Here is a 16,783-nt window from a genome sequence, read left to right as displayed (position 1 = left end):
TCACATCATGCCCAGATTTCTCCCGCGCCCGCCGATCTCGCCCGCAGCCTGTGGACAACACTCCGGACCGGCATGGCAGTGCAATGCCACAAAACGGTCATATTTACTCCTAGTCTGACATTGCGCTGGTCCGCCTTGTCCACAGGGCTTGCGCGCTCGTCCCGCTCCGGCTACTGGGAGGACGGCCCACCGCCATGCCCGCAGATCTCGCCGTCATCGGTCTCGGCCACCTCGGCCTGCCCCTCGCCCAGGCCGCCGTCGCGCGCGGCATCGCCACCATCGGCTATGACCCCGCCCGCGCCCCCGACCTGGCGGGCGGCCGCCTGCCCTGCGACGGCGCCGAGGGCACCCTCACCGCCGCCGACGTCCGCCGGATGCTCTCGGGGGGCTTCCGGCCGACCACCGACCCGGCCGAGCTCGGCCGGGTGCGCACCGCCGTCATCTGCGCGCCCACGCCGCCCGCCGCCGACCGCTCGCTCGACCTGAGCCAGGTGGCCGACGCCGCCCGGGCGCTGGCCGTGCGCCTGCGCCCGCACACCACCGTGATCCTCGAATCCCCCGCGTACCCGGGGAGCACCGAGGAATTCGTCCGTCCGATCCTCGAATCCGGTTCGGGCCTGCGCGCCGGCCGCGACTTCCACCTCGCCTACTCCCCGGGCCGCCTCGACCCCGGCAACCGCTCGCACGGCTACGCGGGCACCCCCAAGGTCATCGGCGGCCTCACCCCGGCCTGCACCGAATCGGCGGCCGCGTTCTACGGCCGCCTCACCGACAAGGTCGTACGCGCCCGTGGCCCCCGCGAGGCCGAGACCGTGCACCTCCTGGAGACCAACTACCGGCACGTCAACATGGCCCTGGTCAACGAGATGGCGGTGCTCTGCCACGACCTGGGCATCGACCTGTGGGACGTCATCCGGTGCGCGGAGACCAAGCCCTTCGGCTTCCAGGCCTTCCGTCCCGGCCCCGGCGTCGGCGGCCACGGCGTCCCCCTGGACATCCCGAACCCGTCCCGCGGCGCCCGCCCCCTGCGCATGGTCGAACTGGCCCAGCAGGTCAACGACCGCATGCCGAGTTACGTCATCCAGCGCTCGGCGACCCTGCTCAACGAACACGGCAAGTCCGTCCGCGGCGCCCGCGTCCTGCTCCTCGGCGTCACCTACAAGCCGGACCTCGCCGACCAGCAGGGCGCCCCCGCCCAGGAGGTGGCGACCCGCCTGATGGAGCTGGGCGCGGCCGTCAGCTACCACGACCCCTACGTGCCGAACTGGAGCATCCTCGGCCGTCCCGTCCCGCGCGCGGACACCCTCTACGAGGCGGCGGCCGACGCCGACCTCACGATCCTGCTCCAGCACCACCGCACGTACGACCTGCAAGGCCTGGCCGTGAAGGCGCAGCTCCTGCTCGACACGCGCGGCGCGACCCCGGCGGGCGCGGCGCACCGCCTCTAGGCACGCGCGCGTGCACGTACGAGAAAGGGCCCCGGTACACCTACCGGGGCCCTTCTACGACGTACGGAGTGTCACCGCTTGTGCTGCGAGTCCGCGACCGTCACCTCGACGCGCTGGAACTCCTTGAGCTCGCTGTAGCCCGTCGTGGCCATCGCGCGGCGCAGCGCCCCGAAGAAGTTCATCGAACCGTCCGGGATGTGCGAGGGACCGGTGAGGATCTCCTCGGTCGTGCCGACCGTGCCGAGGTCGACCTTCTTGCCGCGCGGCACGTCCTCGTGGACGGCCTCCATGCCCCAGTGGTGGCCCTTGCCGGGCGCGTCCGTGGCGCGGGCGAGCGGGGAGCCCACCATCACGGCGTCGGCGCCGCACGCAATGGCCTTGGGCAGGTCGCCGGACCAGCCCACGCCGCCGTCGGCGATGACGTGCACGTAGCGGCCGCCGGACTCGTCCATGTAGTCGCGGCGGGCGGCCGCGACGTCGGCGACGGCGGTGGCCATCGGGACCTGGATGCCGAGGACGTTGCGCGTGGTGTGCGCGGCGCCGCCGCCGAAGCCGACGAGGACACCGGCGGCGCCCGTGCGCATCAGGTGCAGGGCGGCGGTGTAGGTGGCGCAGCCGCCCACGATGACCGGCACGTCGAGCTCGTAGATGAACTGCTTGAGGTTCAGCGGTTCGGCGGCGCCGGAGACGTGCTCGGCGGAGACGGTGGTGCCGCGGATCACGAAGATGTCGACCCCGGCGTCCACGACGGCCTTGGAGAACTCGGCGGTGCGCTGCGGGGAGAGCGCGGCGGCGGTGACCACACCGGAGTCGCGCACCTCCTTGATGCGCTGCCCGATGAGGTCGGCCTTGATCGGCGCGGAGTAGATCTCCTGGAGGCGCCGGGTGGCGGTCTCCGAGTCAAGACCGGCGATCTCGTCGAGCAGCGGCTGCGGGTCCTCGTACCGCGTCCAGAGGCCCTCCAGGTTCAGGACGCCGAGGCCGCCCATCTCACCGATGCGGATGGCGGTCTGCGGGGAGACCACCGAGTCCATGGGGGCCGCCAGGAAGGGCAGCTCGAAGCGGTAGGCGTCGATCTGCCACGCGATCGAGACCTCCTTCGGGTCGCGGGTGCGCCGGCTCGGTACGACGGCGATGTCGTCGAAGGCGTACGCGCGGCGGCCGCGCTTGCCGCGCCCGATCTCGATCTCAGTCACGTTGTGGGGCCTTTCCCTCTTGGTCTGCCTGTCCAGTATCCCCGACACACACGGAAGGGGCGGCCCCGGTGAGCGGGACCGCCCCTCCACGCGCGCGTGGAGCGCAGGAGACTACTTGCTACGGCTGTAGTTCGGCGCCTCGACCGTCATCTGGATGTCGTGCGGGTGGCTCTCCTTGAGGCCCGCGGACGTGATGCGGACGAAGCGGCCGTTGGCCTGGAGCTCGGGGACGGTGCGCCCGCCCACGTAGAACATCGACTGGCGCAGGCCGCCGACCAGCTGGTGGACGACCGCGGAGAGGGGACCGCGGTAGGGCACCTGGCCCTCGATGCCCTCGGGCACCAGCTTCTCGTCGGAGGCGACGCCCTCCTGGAAGTAGCGGTCCTTGGAGAAGGAGCGCTGGTCGCCGCGGGACTGCATGGCGCCGAGCGAGCCCATGCCGCGGTAGGACTTGAACTGCTTGCCGTTGATGAACATCAGCTCACCCGGGGACTCCTCGCAGCCGGCGAGCAGCGAGCCCAGCATGACCGTGTCCGCGCCGGCGACGAGCGCCTTGGCGATGTCTCCGGAGTACTGCAGGCCGCCGTCGCCGATGACCGGGACACCGGCCTCCTTGGCGGCGAGCGAGGCCTCGTAGATGGCCGTCACCTGCGGTACGCCGATGCCGGCGACGACACGCGTGGTGCAGATGGAGCCGGGGCCGACGCCGACCTTGATGCCGTCGACACCGGCGTCGATGAGCGCCTGGGCGCCCTCGCGCGTGGCGATGTTGCCGCCGATGACGTCGACGCCCGGGGCGTCCGACTTGATCTTGGCGACCATGTCGCCGACCAGGCGGGAGTGGCCGTGCGCGGTGTCGACGACGATGAAGTCGACGCCCGCGGCGACCAGCGCCTGGGCGCGCTCGAAGGCGTCACCCGCGACACCGACGGCGGCGCCGACCAGGAGGCGGCCCTCGCCGTCCTTGGCGGCGTTCGGGTACTTCTCGGCCTTCACGAAGTCCTTGACCGTGATGAGGCCCTTGAGGACGCCCGCGTCGTCGACCAGCGGAAGCTTCTCGATCTTGTGGCGGCGCAGCAGCTCCATGGCGTCCACGCCGGAGATGCCGACCTTGCCGGTGACCAGCGGCATCGGCGTCATGACCTCGCGGACCTGGCGGCTGCGGTCGTTCTCGAAGGCCATGTCGCGGTTGGTGACGATGCCGAGCAGCTTGCCCGCCGCGTCGGTCACCGGGACGCCGCTGATGCGGAACTTCGCGCAGATCGCGTCGGCCTCGCCGAGCGTCGCGTCCGGGTGCACCGTGATCGGGTCGGTGACCATGCCGGACTCGGAGCGCTTCACCAGGTCGACCTGGTTGGCCTGGTCGGCGATGGAGAGGTTGCGGTGCAGCACGCCGACGCCGCCCTGGCGCGCCATGGCGATCGCCATGCGGGCCTCGGTGACCTTGTCCATCGCGGCCGACAGCAGCGGAACGTTCACGCGCACGTTCTTCGAGATGAACGAGGAAGTGTCGATCTGGTCGGGCGCCATGTCCGACGCGCCCGGCAGCAGCAGCACGTCGTCGTAGGTCAGCCCGAGTGTCGCGAATTTCTCGGGCACCCCAGTCGAAGAACCGCCGTTTGCAGTCATGACACCTTCCCCAAATGGCCTTGATCGGTGCGGATGTCCATGCTAACGGGAACGGAGGGTGTCTCATTCCACGATCAAGATCATCGGCGTTCTTTGTACGTTCGTACGTCTGCCCGCGGGCAGGTGCCTACTGCTCGGCGAGCGCCCTCAGGCGGCTCAGCGCCCGGTGCTGGGCCACCCGCACCGCGCCGGGCGACATGCCCAGCATCTGTCCGGTCTCCTCGGCCGTGAGCCCGACGGCGATCCTGAGCAGCAACAGCTCGCGCTGGTTCTCCGGAAGGTTGGCGAGGAGCTTCTTGGCCCACTCCGCGTCACTGCTGAGCAGGGCGCGCTCCTCCGGGCCGAGCGAGTCGTCGGGCCGCTCGGGCATCTCGTCGGAGGGCACGGCGGTGGATCCGGGATGGCGCATCGCCGCGCGCTGCAGATCGGCCACCTTGTGCGCGGCGATCGCGAAGACGAACGCCTCGAAGGGCCGCCCGGTGTCCTTGTAGCGCGGCAGCGCGAGGAGCACCGCGACGCAGACCTCCTGTGCCAGGTCCTCCACGAAGTGGCGCGCGTCACCCGGCAGCCGGGACAGCCGGGTGCGGCAGTACCGCAGGGCCAGCGGGTGCACGTGCGCCAGCAGGTCGTGCGTGGCCTGTTCGTCGCCCTCAACGGCGCGAAGGACGAGGGCACCGATCACCGTCGTCTTGTCATCGCGCATCGGTCCATGGTGCCTTGGTGGCGACTGATCCGTGGCACCGCGTCCGTAGTTGTGCACTGAAGCGTTATGAGCAGGTGCGCCGGAACTCATCTCCTGCGCCCTCCCCTCCCGCTCGATCGACTCGTCCCCGAGGAACTCCACACCTCAAGGATGCGGCATCGGCGGCGAAGCGACGGCAACCGCTCTCGAAAAGGTCGAAAGCGGGCGTCCGTCGCCCCGCCCACCGAGCGGCGGGCGGGGAGCGCCACGCCCCCGCTGCGGCGCACTCAGCGGACCAGACCCCAGCGGAAACCGAGCGCGACCGCGTGCGCCCGGTCCGAGGCACCGAGCTTCTTGAAGAGCCGCCTGGCGTGTGTCTTCACGGTGTCCTCGGAGAGGAAGAGCTCGCGCCCGATCTCCGCGTTCGACCGGCCGTGGCTCATGCCTTCGAGCACCTGGATCTCGCGCGCGGTCAGCGTGGGCGCGGCGCCCATCTCGGCCGAGCGCAGTCTGCGCGGGGCGAGCCGCCACGTCGGGTCGGCGAGCGCCTGCGTGACCGTCGCGCGCAGTTCGGCGCGCGAGGCGTCCTTGTGCAGATAGCCGCGGGCACCGGCGGCGACCGCGAGCGCGACCCCGTCGAGGTCCTCGGCGACGGTGAGCATGATGATGCGCGCACCGGGGTCGGCGGACAGCAGCCGCCGGACGGTCTCCACGCCGCCCAGACCAGGCATGCGTACGTCCATCAGAATCAGGTCCGAGCGGTCGGCGCCCCAGCGGCGGAGGACTTCCTCGCCGTTGGCCGCCGTCGTCACGCGCTCGACGCCGGGCACGGTCGCGACCGCCCGGCGGAGCGCCTCTCGGGCAAGCGGGGAGTCGTCGCAGACGAGGACGGATGTCATGACTGTCCTCCGCGGCTCTCACAGCTGCTGCGCGTCACCTTGAGCCTCCAGGCTGGTACTTATTCGTCACCTGTGCGGTTGACGCTCTCGGACACCTGCCCGAGCGCTTGTTCTTTCAACCGCCTCCGCACTCTCAACGACGGTCACCCGAAAGAGTTACGGGGCTGTCAGTCATCTTCGGCACTCTACGTGAGGGCCCGGACACGGAGCAGAGCGCGCGGGAGACCCTCAACGTTTCATCACAAGCTATGCCCCATTTAGCGGCTTTTCTTCCCATTTACCGGTGTCTATGGCTAGATTCGCAATGAGTCATATTTTCATCTCCTTAGACAGTAGATGTACGGTCGTGGGCACCTATCCGCGTCAGAACGGCTTCAAGGGGACCAGCAATGGCAGATTTCTCCCGCCTTCCCGGACCGAACGCAGATCTGTGGGACTGGCAGCTCCTCGCGGCCTGCCGCGGGGTCGACAGCTCGCTCTTCTTCCACCCGGAGGGCGAGCGGGGCGCGGCGCGCAGCGCACGAGAGAACTCCGCCAAGGAGGTCTGCATGCGGTGCCCGGTACGCGCGGAGTGCGCCGCTCACGCGCTCGCGGTGCGCGAGCCGTACGGCGTGTGGGGCGGACTGACGGAGGACGAGCGCGAGGAACTCATGGGGCGGGCGCGCAACCGCCTGGTCACGGCGACCGCGTCGCCGGGGAGAGCCCCGTCCCACCACTGAAGTAACGTTTCTTCGGATTGGGCCCGGTTTCCCGGTGGGGCCTGGCCCCTCGGAGCCTCACGGCCCCTCGGTGCGCCGCGCTCAGCGGGCCGCGGCCCGCGCGAGGTGGTCCAGCGTGGCGGCGACGGCCGGCACCTGCGCCAGGTCCGGCAGCGTGAGCGCCACGATCTCCCGCCGCACGGCAGGCTCCACCGTCACCGTGCGGGCACCCCTCGGGCGCACCGACTCGATCGCGAGCTCGGGCAGCACGGCCACCCCGAGGCCCGCGCCGACCAGGCCGATCACCGCCGGATAGTCGTCGGTCGCGAAATCGATCCGGGGCACGAAGCCGGCCCCCTCACAGACCTCCACCAACTGCCGTCGGCAGCGCGGGCAGCCCGCGATCCACGGCTCATCGGCGAACTCCCCGATGGTGACCGCGTCGGCCCCCGCGAGCCGGTGCCCCTCGGGTACGAGCCCGACGAGCCGGTCCGCGAGCAGGGGGCGCACGACGAGGTCGTCCCACTCCTCGGCGGCGGCCACACCACCGCCCCTGCCCTGAGGCGCTTCACGCCGCCCCTCGTACCGGAAGGCCAGCGCCACGTCGCAGTCGCCCTCGCGCAGCATCTCCACCGAGCGCGGCGGCTCGGCCTCCACGAGGGACACGCGCGTGCCGGGGTGTGCCGCGCGCAGCGCCGCGAGGGCGCCGGGCACCAGCGTCGAGCTGCCGCTGGGGAAGGAGACGAGACGGACCCGGCCCGCGCGCAGGCCCGCGATGGCGGCGATCTCCTCCTCCGCGGCGGTGAGCCCGGCGAGGATGCCCGTGGCGTGCCTGACCAGGGCCTCGCCCGCCTGGGTCAGGCGCATCTCACGGCCGGTGCGGATCAGCAGCGGCGTCCCGGTCGAGGCTTCGAGGGCCTTCATCTGCTGGCTCACGGCGGGCTGGGTGCAGCCGAGCTCGCGGGCCGCCGCCGAGAAGGAGCCGGTGGTGGCCACGGCGCGCAGGACACGGAGATGACGGGCCTCGATCACGGTCCGAGCATAAGCGATGCTTGGGCATGAAGCGAAATATTCGGTCGCGCCTTTGAGGCCGTTGCGCCTACGCTGCCGCGTCATGAAGCTTCTGTCTGTGAACCTGGGCCGTTCCGAAGCCGTCCCGTACACCGACGCCCCCTCGGGCCGCACCGGCATCGCCAAGCGCCCGGCCGCAGGACCGGTCAAGGTGAGCGCACCGGGCCCCAAGGGCGTCGCCGGCAGCGGTCTGGCCGGTGACTCGGTCAGCGACCTGCGCCACCACGGCGGAGACGACCAGGCGGTGTACGCCTACGCCCGCGAGGACCTCGACGCCTGGGAGCGCACGCTCGGGCGGTCCCTGCCCGACGGCTCCTTCGGCGAGAACCTCACGACGTCCGGGATCGACGTGAGCGGCGCGAAGATCGGCGAGCGCTGGCGGATCGGCTCCGGTCTGGTGCTCGAAGTGACGAGCGGCCGCATTCCCTGCCGTACGTTCCAGGGCCATCTCGGCGAGCGGGGGTGGGTGAAGCGGTTCACCCGGGAAGGCGTTCCCGGCGCCTATTTCCGGGTGATCGAGCCGGGTGAGATCAAGGCCGGGGACGCCGTCGAGATCCTGCACCGCCCGGCGCACGAGGTCACCGTCGCCCTCCAGTTCCGCGCCGTCATGACGGAGAACACGCTGCTGCCGCGGCTGCTCGACGCGGGCGAGGCGCTGCACCCCGAGGTGGCCGAGCGGGCGCGCACATACGCGGCGCGCTCCGGCGCGGGGGCCTCGTGATCCGGAGGCCTGACGTCCGCGCGGCACGGCCGTCACCGGATCTCACTAGCCTTGGTCCATGACTACGGCTCTGATTACGGGATCAACCGCCGGCATCGGCGCCGCCTTCGCGCGACGCCTCGCCGGTGACGGCCACAACCTCGTCCTGGTGGCGCGCGACACCAAGCGGCTGCGGGAGCAGGCGACCGAGCTGCACGACCGGCACGGCATCGAGGCGGAGGTGCTCACCGCCGACCTCTCGACGGACGACGGCATCGAAGCGGTCGAGAAGCGGCTCTCGAACCGCAGGGACGCGGTCGATCTGCTGATCAACAACGCGGGCTTCGGCAACAAGGGCCGGTACCTGGAAGTCCCCATGGCCGACGAGCTGACCATGCTCAAGGTGCACTGCGAGGCGGTGCTGCGGCTGACGTCGGCGGCCGTGGAATCGATGCGGGAGCGGGGCCGGGGCGGTGTGGTGAACGTCGCGTCGGTCGCGGCGTTCCTGCCGCGTGGCACGTACGGCGCTTCGAAGGCGTGGGTCGTGCAGTTCACGCAGGGCGCGGCGAAGGATCTGGCGGGCAGTGGGGTGCGGCTGATGGCGCTGTGCCCCGGCTTCGTCCGTACGGAGTTCCATGAGCGTGCCGGCATGGGCACGTCCAACATCCCCGACTGGATGTGGCTCGACGCGGACAAGCTGGTCGCGGCGGCGCTGGCCGACTTGGCCCGGGGCAAGGTCGTCTCGATCCCCGACCCCCGGTACAAGGCCCTGATGGGCGTGGCCAAGCTGACGCCCAGGTCTCTGCTGGGCGGGGTCACGTCGCGTACGGGACGGAAGTACGGCCCCCAGTAGCCCTGGCCCTGGGCGGGGCCGGGGCCACGCCCCGTCAGGGGCGCGGGGAACTGCGCGACCAGCCAGAGACGACCTGCACCCGGCAGAGGCAGAGCCACCCGGCAGACGCGCCCCCGGAAAGGGCCGAGGCCCGGCTCCCCGCAAGGGGGGAGCCGGGCCTCGGTACACCGTTCAGGCAGAGCGCAGCGGTCAGTGGGAGTGACCGTGGCCGTGGCCGTGACCCGCGTCGCCCTCGTCCTCCGCCGGCTTCTCGACGACCAGCGTCTCGGTCGTCAGCAGCAGCGAAGCGATCGACGCGGCGTTCTCCAGGGCCGAACGGGTGACCTTGACCGGGTCGATGACGCCGGCCTTGACCAGGTCGCCGTACTCGCCGGTCGCGGCGTTGAAGCCGAAGCCCTTGTCGAGCTCGGCGACCTTGGAGGTGATGACGTAACCCTCCAGGCCGGCGTTCTCGGCGATCCAGCGCAGCGGCTCGACGGCGGCGCGGCGGACGACGGCGACACCGGTGGCCTCGTCGCCCTCCTTGCCGAGGTTGCCCTCAAGGACCTTGACGGCGTGGACCAGGGACGAGCCACCACCGGAGACGATGCCCTCCTCGACCGCGGCGCGGGTCGCGGAGATGGCGTCCTCCAGACGGTGCTTCTTCTCCTTCAGCTCCACCTCGGTGGCGGCGCCGACCTTGATGACGCACACGCCGCCGGCCAGCTTCGCGAGGCGCTCCTGGAGCTTCTCGCGGTCCCAGTCGGAGTCCGTGGCCTCGATCTCGGCCTTGATCTGGTTGACCCGGCCCTCGACGTCGGCCTTGTTGCCGCCGCCGTCGACGATCGTCGTGTCGTCCTTGGTGATGGTGACGCGGCGGGCGGTGCCGAGCACGTCCAGACCGACCTGGTCGAGCTTGAGGCCGACCTCTTCGGCGATGACGGTGGCACCGGTGAGGGTGGCCATGTCGCCGAGCATCGCCTTGCGGCGGTCGCCGAAGCCGGGGGCCTTCACCGCGACGGCGTTGAAGGTGCCGCGGATCTTGTTCACGACCAGGGTCGACAGGGCCTCGCCCTCGACGTCCTCGGCGATGATCAGGAGCGGCTTCGAGGAGTTGGCCTGGATGACCTTCTCGAGCAGCGGCAGGAGGTCCTGGATGGAGGAGATCTTGCCCTGGTGGATCAGGATGTACGGGTCGTCGAGGACGGCCTCCATACGCTCCTGGTCGGACACCATGTACGGCGACAGGTAGCCCTTGTCGAAGGCCATGCCCTCGGTGAAGTCGAGCTCCAGGCCGAAGGTGTTGGACTCCTCGACGGTGATGACGCCGTCCTTGCCGACCTTGTCCATCGCCTCGGCGATGAGCTCGCCGACCTGCGGGTCCTGGGCGGACAGACCGGCGACGGCCGCGATGTCGGCCTTGTCGTCGATCGGACGGGCGGTGGCGAGGAGCTCCTCGGAGACGGCCTTGACGGCGGCGTCGATGCCCTTCTTCAGGGCGGCCGGGGAGGCGCCGGCGGCGACGTTGCGCAGGCCTTCCTTGACCAGGGCCTGGGCGAGCACGGTGGCGGTGGTGGTGCCGTCACCAGCGATGTCGTTGGTCTTGGTCGCCACCTCCTTCACCAGCTGGGCGCCGAGGTTCTCGTACGGGTCCTCGACCTCGACCTCACGGGCGATGGTGACGCCGTCGTTGGTGATGGTGGGGGCGCCGAACTTCTTGTCGATGACGACGTTGCGGCCACGGGGGCCGATCGTCACCTTGACCGTGTCGGCAAGCTTGTTGACGCCGCGCTCAAGGGCGCGACGGGCGTCCTCGTCGAACTTCAGGATCTTCGCCATGGGAGCGATTCAGCCCTCTCGAAAACTCGGGTGAACGAACTGCGCCCCTCGCCGCCCGGCAATCAGCGGGGTGACCAGGGGCGCAGCTCGAAAGCAATGCTTCTGCTTCGGGTGAACTACTTCTCGACGATCGCGAGCACGTCGCGAGCCGAGAGGACGAGGTACTCCTCGCCGTTGTACTTCACCTCGGTGCCGCCGTACTTGCTGTACAGCACGATGTCGCCGGTCTTCACGTCGAGCGGCAGGCGCTCGCCGTTCTCGAAGCGGCCCGGGCCCACGGCCAGGACGACGCCCTCCTGGGGCTTCTCCTTGGCGGTGTCCGGAATGACCAGGCCGGAGGCCGTGGTCTGCTCGGCATCGAGCGGCTGGACCACGATGCGGTCCTCAAGCGGCTTGATGGCAACCTTGGAGCTGGTGGTCGTCACGATCCGGTCTCCCCCTTCGGAGATCTCACGGGGTCAAGTCTGAGTGTGGCGACCAGGTGGATCCGTCGTCGCGGGTGCCGGACCTGCCCGTCGCTGTTGGCACTCTCCAACGGGGAGTGCCAGAAGCGAGACTAGGACGGCGATTAGCACTCGGTCAAGCGGAGTGCCAACCGGCTGCGTCGGGCCTCACGGGGACGCGGCGCTCCTCGGCCGGGCGGGCACAGGACTGGCCTTGCCCGGGCAACGGGTTTCCGGGGCCCCGAGTTCCCCCGTGGGTGTTGCCGCGGCGCGCGACTGCCCTGCCTCCGGGGCCTGCCGGCAGCCGGGCGTCCCCGGCTTCTCCTTGCGCGGCATCTTCTCGGCCGCCTTTCTGCCGAGACGCTCGATCGGGTCCACCGATTCCGCGCAGGACGTCAACAGCGCGGGCGCGAGTACTCCGCACAGCACGGCCCCGGCGAGGAGGCGGCGGTGTGCCCGCGCCCGCCGGGTCACAGGTAGTCCTCCAGCCTGGCCACCGCGTACCCCTTGCTCGTGACCGTCTTCATGACCCGGCGGACCATGTCGGGCATGGTGCCCTTCCAGTCATCGCGGCCTCGGAAGTGGGTGAGGATGATGTCGCCGGGGTGCAGGTCACGGTCCCACTCGCGGTAGTCCATGCGGTTGGCGAAGGCCTCCGCGTTCCACAGCGGCACCGCCTTGATGCCGCAGGACTTGGCGGCCCGCAGCGTGTCCCGGTTGTAGTTGCCGTACGGCGGCCGGAAGAGTTCGGGCCGCTTGCCGTAGCGCTTCTCGATGACCTTCTGCATGCCGCAGATCTCGTGGCGTTGCCGCTTGTACGAGAGTCCGGGCAGGTACGGGTGGTTGAGGGTGTGGTTGTTCAGGGCGACACCGCGGTCCTGCATCTTCCTGAAGTAGCCGTAGTCCTCCTTGACCAGGTAGTTGCTGAGGAAGGCGGTGTACGGGATCTTCAGGTCGCTCATCATCCGCAGAAACGCCCGGTCCTTTTCGGCGCCGTCGTCGATGGTCAGGAAGACGACCTTCTTCTTGGTCGGGATCGTCGTGAAGACCGGCGGCAGCTTCGCCTGGCCCCTGACCTCGAACCCCTTGCGGGCCTTGATCCGCGGCTTGGTCGCGGGCGGCTCGGGCGCGGTCAGCGGTGTCTTGGCCAGCCCCCAGCGCTTGGCGGCGGCGACGCGCGCGGCCTGGGCGGCGCCGAGCTGGCGGGCGTAGGAGTCGAGGGCCCGGGCGGGCGGTGCCTGGAGCGGCTGCACGCCGTGGGCGGGCCGCACGGCATCGGAGTCACCCTCGGAGACGCAGCCCGAGGCGATCGCCGCGACGGTCAGGGCGGCCACCACGGCACGCGCCTGATTCTTCCGTCTTACGGCGCATTCTTCGTTTTGTCGTACGAGTTGCATGGCGCCGGATCCTCGCAGTTCACCGCCCGGCCGGGGGGCCGACACCGCCGCCCGCCGCACACCGTCCACCGACTGGCCCACAATGGGGCAGGTGAACGCCCCGAACACGCCGAGCAGCCCCGCAGCCGACCACGCCGACGGCGACGCCGGCCTCGGCGATCCCCTCGCCGCCTTCGCCGCCCTGCGCACCGGCACGGGCCGGGCCCTGCTCGACCAGGTGCGAGACGTCGAACCCGCGCAGGAGCTCGCCGCCGCCACCCGGCTGCGCCGTACCTACCCGGCGCCGCTGGTCTCCGCCGCCCTCGCCCAGGCGCGGCTGCGCACGCGGGCCGCGGCGAAGTTCGGCGCCGAGGACGCGGCCCGGATGTTCTTCACGCCGAACGGGGTCGAGCAGTCCACCCGCGCCTCCGTCGCCACGCACCGCGCGGAGCGTTTCAAGGCCCTCGGGGTGCGCTCTCTCGCGGACCTGTGCTGCGGCATCGGCGGCGACGCGATCGCCCTGGCGCGGGCCGGGATCTCCGTACTCGCCGTCGACCGTGACCCGTTGACCTGCGCGGTCGCCCGGGCCAACGCGGAAGCGCTCGGCCTCGCCGACCTGATCGAGGTGCGCGAGGCCGACGTCACCGACGTGGACACCTCGGCGTACGACGCGGTGTTCGTCGACCCGGCGCGGCGGTCCTCGGGGCGGGGCCGCATCTTCGACCCGGAGTCCTACTCCCCGCCGCTGTCGTGGGCGGTCGAGGCGGCCCGCAAGGCCCCGCGCGCCGCGCTGAAGATCGCCCCCGGCATCCCGCACGAGGCGGTCCCCGCCGAGGCCGAGGCCGAGTGGATCTCGGACGGCGGTGACGTGAAGGAGGCCGTGCTGTGGTTCGGCACGGACTCCCCCGCCTCGCACCGCGCGACGCTGCTGCCCGGCGGCGCCTCCCTGCGGAGCCCGCTCGCCACGATGCTGCCCGACCCCGAGGTGCGCCCCGTGGGGCGGTACCTGTACGAGCCGGACGGCGCCGTCATCCGCGCGCATCTGGTCGCCGAGGTCGCGGCCCGGGTCGCCGGCGGACTGATCGACGAGACCATCGCGTACGTCACCTCCGACGAGCTGCACGCGACGCCGTACGCCGTCGCGTACGAGATCACCGATCAGCTGCCCTTCGGCGTGAAGAAGCTGAAGGCCCTGCTGCGGGAGCGGGAGGTCGGGATCCTCACGGTGAAGAAGCGGGGCTCGGCGGTGGAGCCGGAGGAACTGCGGCGGAAGGTGAAGCCCCGGGGCAAGAACGCGGCGACGGTGTTCCTGACGCGGGTGGCGGGGGCGCCGATGATGCTGATCGGACACCCGACGGCTCCGGTCTGACCGGGCGTCTGTTCTGCCTGCCGGGCGCCTGGGGGCCGTTCTTGCCCGCGGGCCGTCCCGGGTTGACCGCGCGGTTCCCCGCGCCCTTTACGGGGCGCCCCCGGAACTGAGCCTTGCTCTGCCAGGCTCGCCGCCATGCCCTTCGACCACAACGACCACTACCACCCGCTGCTCCTGAGGCACCTGCCGCCGCACGGCCGCACCGCCCTCGACGTCGGCTGCGGCACCGGCCGCTTCGCTCGGCGGCTCGCGGCGCGTGGTTACGAGGTCGACGCGCTTGATCCGTCGCAGGAGGTCATCGCCGCGGCCGAGGCGGCCGGCGGAGGCCCCCGCTAGGCAGGCGGACGTGACCGCACAGGATCTTCCCGAGGGCCGCTACGACGTGATCACCTGTCTGGCGAGCCTGCACCACATGCCGTTCGCCACGGTCACACGGCTGCGCGCGGCCCTCGCCCCCGGCGGCACCCTGCTCGTCCTCGGCTGCTACCGCGGGATGACGTGGTGGGACCTCGCGGCGTCGCCCGCCAACGCCGTGGCGCGGGCGGCGGTGTACGCGGGTGAGCGCCTGCGCGGCACGTACGCGCCCCCGCTCAAGGCCCCCGTACGGCAGCCCGACATGACGCTCCCGCAAGTCCGAGCCGAGGCAGCGCGCCTCCTGCCCGGCAGCAGCGTGCGGCAACTGCTGTTCTGGCGGTACCTGCTGACGTACCGCAGGAGCTGATCCTCAGCCCGCGTCCACCGACTCGAACCGCCAGCGGTGCACCGCGCGCGTCACCAACTCCGGCGCCGGTTCCGGCAGCTCCGGAAGGTCGGCGTCGTACGCGGCGTCCCACCAGGTGATGACGAGGACCCGGTCCTGCGGGGCGCGGAAGTACTCCCGTCGCAGCGGCGCGGCGTCGAACCGCTGTTCCCGCGCCCATGCCAGCAGTTCCTCGCCCCGCCCGTCGGCGGCACGGGCCTCCCACATCAGCGCGACGGTCACGAGTACAGGTTCTCCTTGCTGACCTCGTGCACGTGATCGTGGTCGTGCGCGTGGCCATGGCCGTGGCCCGGCACGTGCGGCTCCGTCACCGGCAGCGACGAGTCCGCCGACAGGTCGAGGGACGAGGCCGACCGGTTGCGCGCCACCATCTCCGCGCCGAGGGCGGCGACCATCGCGCCGTTGTCCGTGCACAGCTTCGGCCGCGGCACGCGCAGCCGGATGCCCGCCTTCTCGCACCGCTCCTGGGCGAGGGCGCGCAGCCGCGAGTTGGCGGCCACACCGCCGCCGATCATGAGGTGGTCGACGCCCTCGTCCTTGCAGGCGCGGACGGCCTTGCGGGTCAGCACGTCGACGACCGCCTCCTGGAAGGAAGCCGACACGTCCCGCACCGGCACGTCCTCCCCCGCGGCCCGCTTCGCCTCGATCCAGCGGGCGACGGACGTCTTCAGGCCGGAGAAGGAGAAGTCGTACGCGGGGTCGCGCGGCCCGGTGAGCCCGCGCGGGAAGGCGATGGCGTTCGGGTCGCCCTCGCGCGCGTACCGGTCGATGACGGGGCCGCCCGGGAAACCGAGGTTCAGCACCCGCGCGATCTTGTCGAAGGCCTCGCCCGCCGCGTCGTCGATGGTCGAGCCGAGCGGCCGCACGTCCGAGGTGATGTCGGCGGAGAGCAGCAGCGACGAGTGGCCACCGGAGACCAGGAGCGCCATGGTCGGCTCGGGCAGCGGCCCGTGCTCCAGCTGGTCCACACAGATGTGCGAGGCGAGGTGGTTGACGCCGTACAGCGGCTTGTCGAGCGCGTAGGCGTAGGCCTTGGCCGCCGAGACGCCGACGAGCAGCGCGCCCGCGAGGCCGGGCCCGGCGGTCACCGCGATGCCGTCGAGGTCCTTCGCGCTCACCCCGGCTTCCTTCAGGGCGCGGTCGATGGTCGGCACCATCGCCTCCAGGTGGGCCCGGGAGGCGACCTCGGGGACGACACCGCCGAAGCGGGCGTGCTCGTCGACGCTGGAGGCGACGGCGTCGGCGAGCAGGGTGGTGCCGTGGACGATGCCGACGCCGGTTTCGTCGCAGGAGGTCTCGATGCCGAGGACGAGGGGTTCGTCGCGCGAGTCAGCCATGAATCTCGGTTCCTTGTACGCCTGATACGGGGGTGGAGGGATCGGTGCGACGCATGACCAGGGCGTCCACGTTGCCCGGTTGGTAGTAGCCGCGCCGGAAGCCGATGGGTTCGAAGCCGAAGCGCTCGTACAGCTTCTGTGCGCGCGTGTTGTCGACGCGCACCTCCAGCATGACCTCGGCGCACTCGAAGGCGGTGGCGGCCTGGAGCAGGTCGGTGAGCAGCCGGGCGCCGAGCCCGGTGCCCCAGTGGTCGCGGGCGACGGCGATGGTCTGGACGTCCGCCAGGTCGCCCGAGGCGGCGAGGCCCGCGTACCCGACGAGACGGTCGCCGTCCATGGCCACCACGTAGCGGCGGGTGGCCAGCGGCCCGCGCGCGTGGGCGAGCTCGGACCAGAACATGCCGCGTGACCAGGCGTCGTCCGGGAAGAGCTCCTTCTCCAGGGCGAACACCGCGTCGATGTCCCACCAGCGCATCTCGCGCAGCACGGCGGCCGCGTTCACCT

16 protein-coding genes and 1 pseudogene are annotated in these 16,783 nt (G+C 71.2%); 6 read left to right on the top strand and 11 right to left on the bottom strand.

From position 1 onward, the window contains the following. Positions 1 to 194 precede the first annotated feature (194 nt). Positions 195 to 1,448, top strand: a complete 1,254-nt coding sequence (locus KKZ08_RS23080) for a nucleotide sugar dehydrogenase (protein ID WP_223776253.1) — start codon at positions 195 to 197, stop codon at positions 1,446 to 1,448. A 71-nt stretch (positions 1,449 to 1,519) separates the two neighbouring features. Here KKZ08_RS23080 and KKZ08_RS23075 read toward each other — a convergent pair whose 3' ends face one another. The 4 genes from KKZ08_RS23075 to KKZ08_RS23060 all read right to left on the bottom strand — a co-directional run bounded on the left by KKZ08_RS23075 (position 1,520) and on the right by KKZ08_RS23060 (position 5,854). Beyond that, positions 1,520 to 2,644, bottom strand: a complete 1,125-nt coding sequence (locus KKZ08_RS23075; protein WP_223776252.1) for a GuaB3 family IMP dehydrogenase-related protein — start codon at positions 2,642 to 2,644, stop codon at positions 1,520 to 1,522. A gap of 111 nt (positions 2,645 to 2,755) precedes the next feature. After that, a complete protein-coding gene (guaB, locus tag KKZ08_RS23070; RefSeq protein ID WP_223776251.1) occupies positions 2,756 to 4,273 on the bottom strand; it encodes an IMP dehydrogenase in 1,518 nt (505 codons plus the stop codon). 127 nt (positions 4,274 to 4,400) lie between these two features. Next, positions 4,401 to 4,976, bottom strand: a complete 576-nt coding sequence (locus tag KKZ08_RS23065; RefSeq protein WP_127909693.1) for a sigma-70 family RNA polymerase sigma factor — start codon at positions 4,974 to 4,976, stop codon at positions 4,401 to 4,403. Between the two features lie 266 nt (positions 4,977 to 5,242). Then, on the bottom strand, positions 5,243 to 5,854 hold the full coding sequence (locus KKZ08_RS23060; protein WP_003948568.1) for a response regulator transcription factor: 612 nt from the start codon (positions 5,852 to 5,854) through the stop codon (positions 5,243 to 5,245). A gap of 389 nt (positions 5,855 to 6,243) precedes the next feature. On the opposite strand from KKZ08_RS23060, the gene KKZ08_RS23055 reads away from it, so the two are divergent. Further along, positions 6,244 to 6,573, top strand: a complete 330-nt coding sequence (locus tag KKZ08_RS23055) for a WhiB family transcriptional regulator (RefSeq protein ID WP_223776250.1) — start codon at positions 6,244 to 6,246, stop codon at positions 6,571 to 6,573. 81 nt (positions 6,574 to 6,654) lie between these two features. Here KKZ08_RS23055 and KKZ08_RS23050 read toward each other — a convergent pair whose 3' ends face one another. Next, positions 6,655 to 7,584, bottom strand: coding sequence for a LysR family transcriptional regulator (locus KKZ08_RS23050; RefSeq protein WP_223776249.1), 930 nt, complete (start codon positions 7,582 to 7,584; stop codon positions 6,655 to 6,657). Positions 7,585 to 7,666: 82 nt separating this feature from the next. Between KKZ08_RS23050 and KKZ08_RS23045 the strand changes: the two genes are divergently transcribed. Then, positions 7,667 to 8,344, top strand: a complete 678-nt coding sequence (locus KKZ08_RS23045) for an MOSC domain-containing protein (RefSeq protein ID WP_223776248.1) — start codon at positions 7,667 to 7,669, stop codon at positions 8,342 to 8,344. A 58-nt stretch (positions 8,345 to 8,402) separates the two neighbouring features. Then, entirely contained in the window at positions 8,403 to 9,176 is a 774-nt protein-coding gene (locus KKZ08_RS23040; RefSeq protein ID WP_223776247.1) for an SDR family oxidoreductase, read from the top strand. Between the two features lie 189 nt (positions 9,177 to 9,365). Here the strand turns inward: KKZ08_RS23040 and groL are convergent, their stop codons facing one another. From groL to KKZ08_RS23025, 3 genes are all read right to left on the bottom strand, one after another. Next, on the bottom strand, positions 9,366 to 10,994 hold the full coding sequence (gene groL, locus KKZ08_RS23035; RefSeq protein WP_223776246.1) for a chaperonin GroEL: 1,629 nt from the start codon (positions 10,992 to 10,994) through the stop codon (positions 9,366 to 9,368). Positions 10,995 to 11,110: 116 nt separating this feature from the next. Beyond that, complete coding sequence (gene groES / locus KKZ08_RS23030; protein ID WP_017239619.1) at positions 11,111 to 11,419, bottom strand: co-chaperone GroES; 309 nt, start codon at positions 11,417 to 11,419, stop codon at positions 11,111 to 11,113. Positions 11,420 to 11,907: 488 nt separating this feature from the next. Next, a complete protein-coding gene (locus tag KKZ08_RS23025) occupies positions 11,908 to 12,834 on the bottom strand; it encodes a polysaccharide deacetylase family protein (protein WP_223776245.1) in 927 nt (308 codons plus the stop codon). Positions 12,835 to 12,916: 82 nt separating this feature from the next. Between KKZ08_RS23025 and KKZ08_RS23020 the strand changes: the two genes are divergently transcribed. Next, positions 12,917 to 14,182, top strand: coding sequence for a methyltransferase domain-containing protein (locus KKZ08_RS23020; RefSeq protein WP_223776244.1), 1,266 nt, complete (start codon positions 12,917 to 12,919; stop codon positions 14,180 to 14,182). A 135-nt stretch (positions 14,183 to 14,317) separates the two neighbouring features. Further along, positions 14,318 to 14,903, top strand: a pseudogene (locus KKZ08_RS23015) (class I SAM-dependent methyltransferase). A 3-nt stretch (positions 14,904 to 14,906) separates the two neighbouring features. Here the strand turns inward: KKZ08_RS23015 and KKZ08_RS23010 are convergent. Genes KKZ08_RS23010 through rimI form a run of 3 tightly spaced genes read right to left on the bottom strand, consistent with a single transcriptional unit; the run spans position 14,907 to position 16,754 of the window. Further along, complete coding sequence (locus tag KKZ08_RS23010) at positions 14,907 to 15,164, bottom strand: hypothetical protein (RefSeq protein WP_223776243.1); 258 nt, start codon at positions 15,162 to 15,164, stop codon at positions 14,907 to 14,909. Continuing rightward, positions 15,161 to 16,279 (bottom strand): tRNA (adenosine(37)-N6)-threonylcarbamoyltransferase complex transferase subunit TsaD, encoded by a 1,119-nt coding sequence (gene tsaD, locus KKZ08_RS23005; RefSeq protein WP_223776242.1) that lies wholly within the window; start codon positions 16,277 to 16,279, stop codon positions 15,161 to 15,163. Before tsaD ends, KKZ08_RS23010 begins: the two co-directional genes overlap by 4 nt. Next, positions 16,272 to 16,754, bottom strand: a complete 483-nt coding sequence (rimI, locus tag KKZ08_RS23000) for a ribosomal protein S18-alanine N-acetyltransferase (protein WP_223779150.1) — start codon at positions 16,752 to 16,754, stop codon at positions 16,272 to 16,274. The genes tsaD and rimI overlap by 8 nt, the downstream gene beginning before the upstream one ends. Positions 16,755 to 16,783: the final 29 nt, after the last annotated feature.

It is taken from the genome of Streptomyces sp. 135 (assembly GCF_020026305.1).
GTDB lineage: Bacteria > Actinomycetota > Actinomycetes > Streptomycetales > Streptomycetaceae > Streptomyces.
This window is presented reverse-complemented; position numbering and strand designations above follow the sequence as displayed.

What these genes read in the sequence shown, in the direction of transcription:
- KKZ08_RS23040 (WP_223776247.1), top strand. Translation starts at nt 8,403, where the DNA reads ATGACTACGGCTCTGATTACGGGATCAACCGCCGGCATCGGCGCCGCC.
- guaB (WP_223776251.1), bottom strand. Translation starts at nt 4,273, where the DNA reads ATGACTGCAAACGGCGGTTCTTCGACTGGGGTGCCCGAGAAATTCGCG.
- KKZ08_RS23060 (WP_003948568.1), bottom strand. Translation starts at nt 5,854, where the DNA reads ATGACATCCGTCCTCGTCTGCGACGACTCCCCGCTTGCCCGAGAGGCG.
- KKZ08_RS23045 (WP_223776248.1), top strand. Translation starts at nt 7,667, where the DNA reads ATGAAGCTTCTGTCTGTGAACCTGGGCCGTTCCGAAGCCGTCCCGTAC.
- KKZ08_RS23065 (WP_127909693.1), bottom strand. Translation starts at nt 4,976, where the DNA reads ATGCGCGATGACAAGACGACGGTGATCGGTGCCCTCGTCCTTCGCGCC.
- KKZ08_RS23025 (WP_223776245.1), bottom strand. Translation starts at nt 12,834, where the DNA reads ATGCAACTCGTACGACAAAACGAAGAATGCGCCGTAAGACGGAAGAAT.
- KKZ08_RS23080 (WP_223776253.1), top strand. Translation starts at nt 195, where the DNA reads ATGCCCGCAGATCTCGCCGTCATCGGTCTCGGCCACCTCGGCCTGCCC.
- tsaD (WP_223776242.1), bottom strand. Translation starts at nt 16,279, where the DNA reads ATGGCTGACTCGCGCGACGAACCCCTCGTCCTCGGCATCGAGACCTCC.
- rimI (WP_223779150.1), bottom strand. Translation starts at nt 16,754, where the DNA reads ATGCGCTGGTGGGACATCGACGCGGTGTTCGCCCTGGAGAAGGAGCTC.
- groL (WP_223776246.1), bottom strand. Translation starts at nt 10,994, where the DNA reads ATGGCGAAGATCCTGAAGTTCGACGAGGACGCCCGTCGCGCCCTTGAG.
- KKZ08_RS23020 (WP_223776244.1), top strand. Translation starts at nt 12,917, where the DNA reads ATGGGGCAGGTGAACGCCCCGAACACGCCGAGCAGCCCCGCAGCCGAC.
- KKZ08_RS23055 (WP_223776250.1), top strand. Translation starts at nt 6,244, where the DNA reads ATGGCAGATTTCTCCCGCCTTCCCGGACCGAACGCAGATCTGTGGGAC.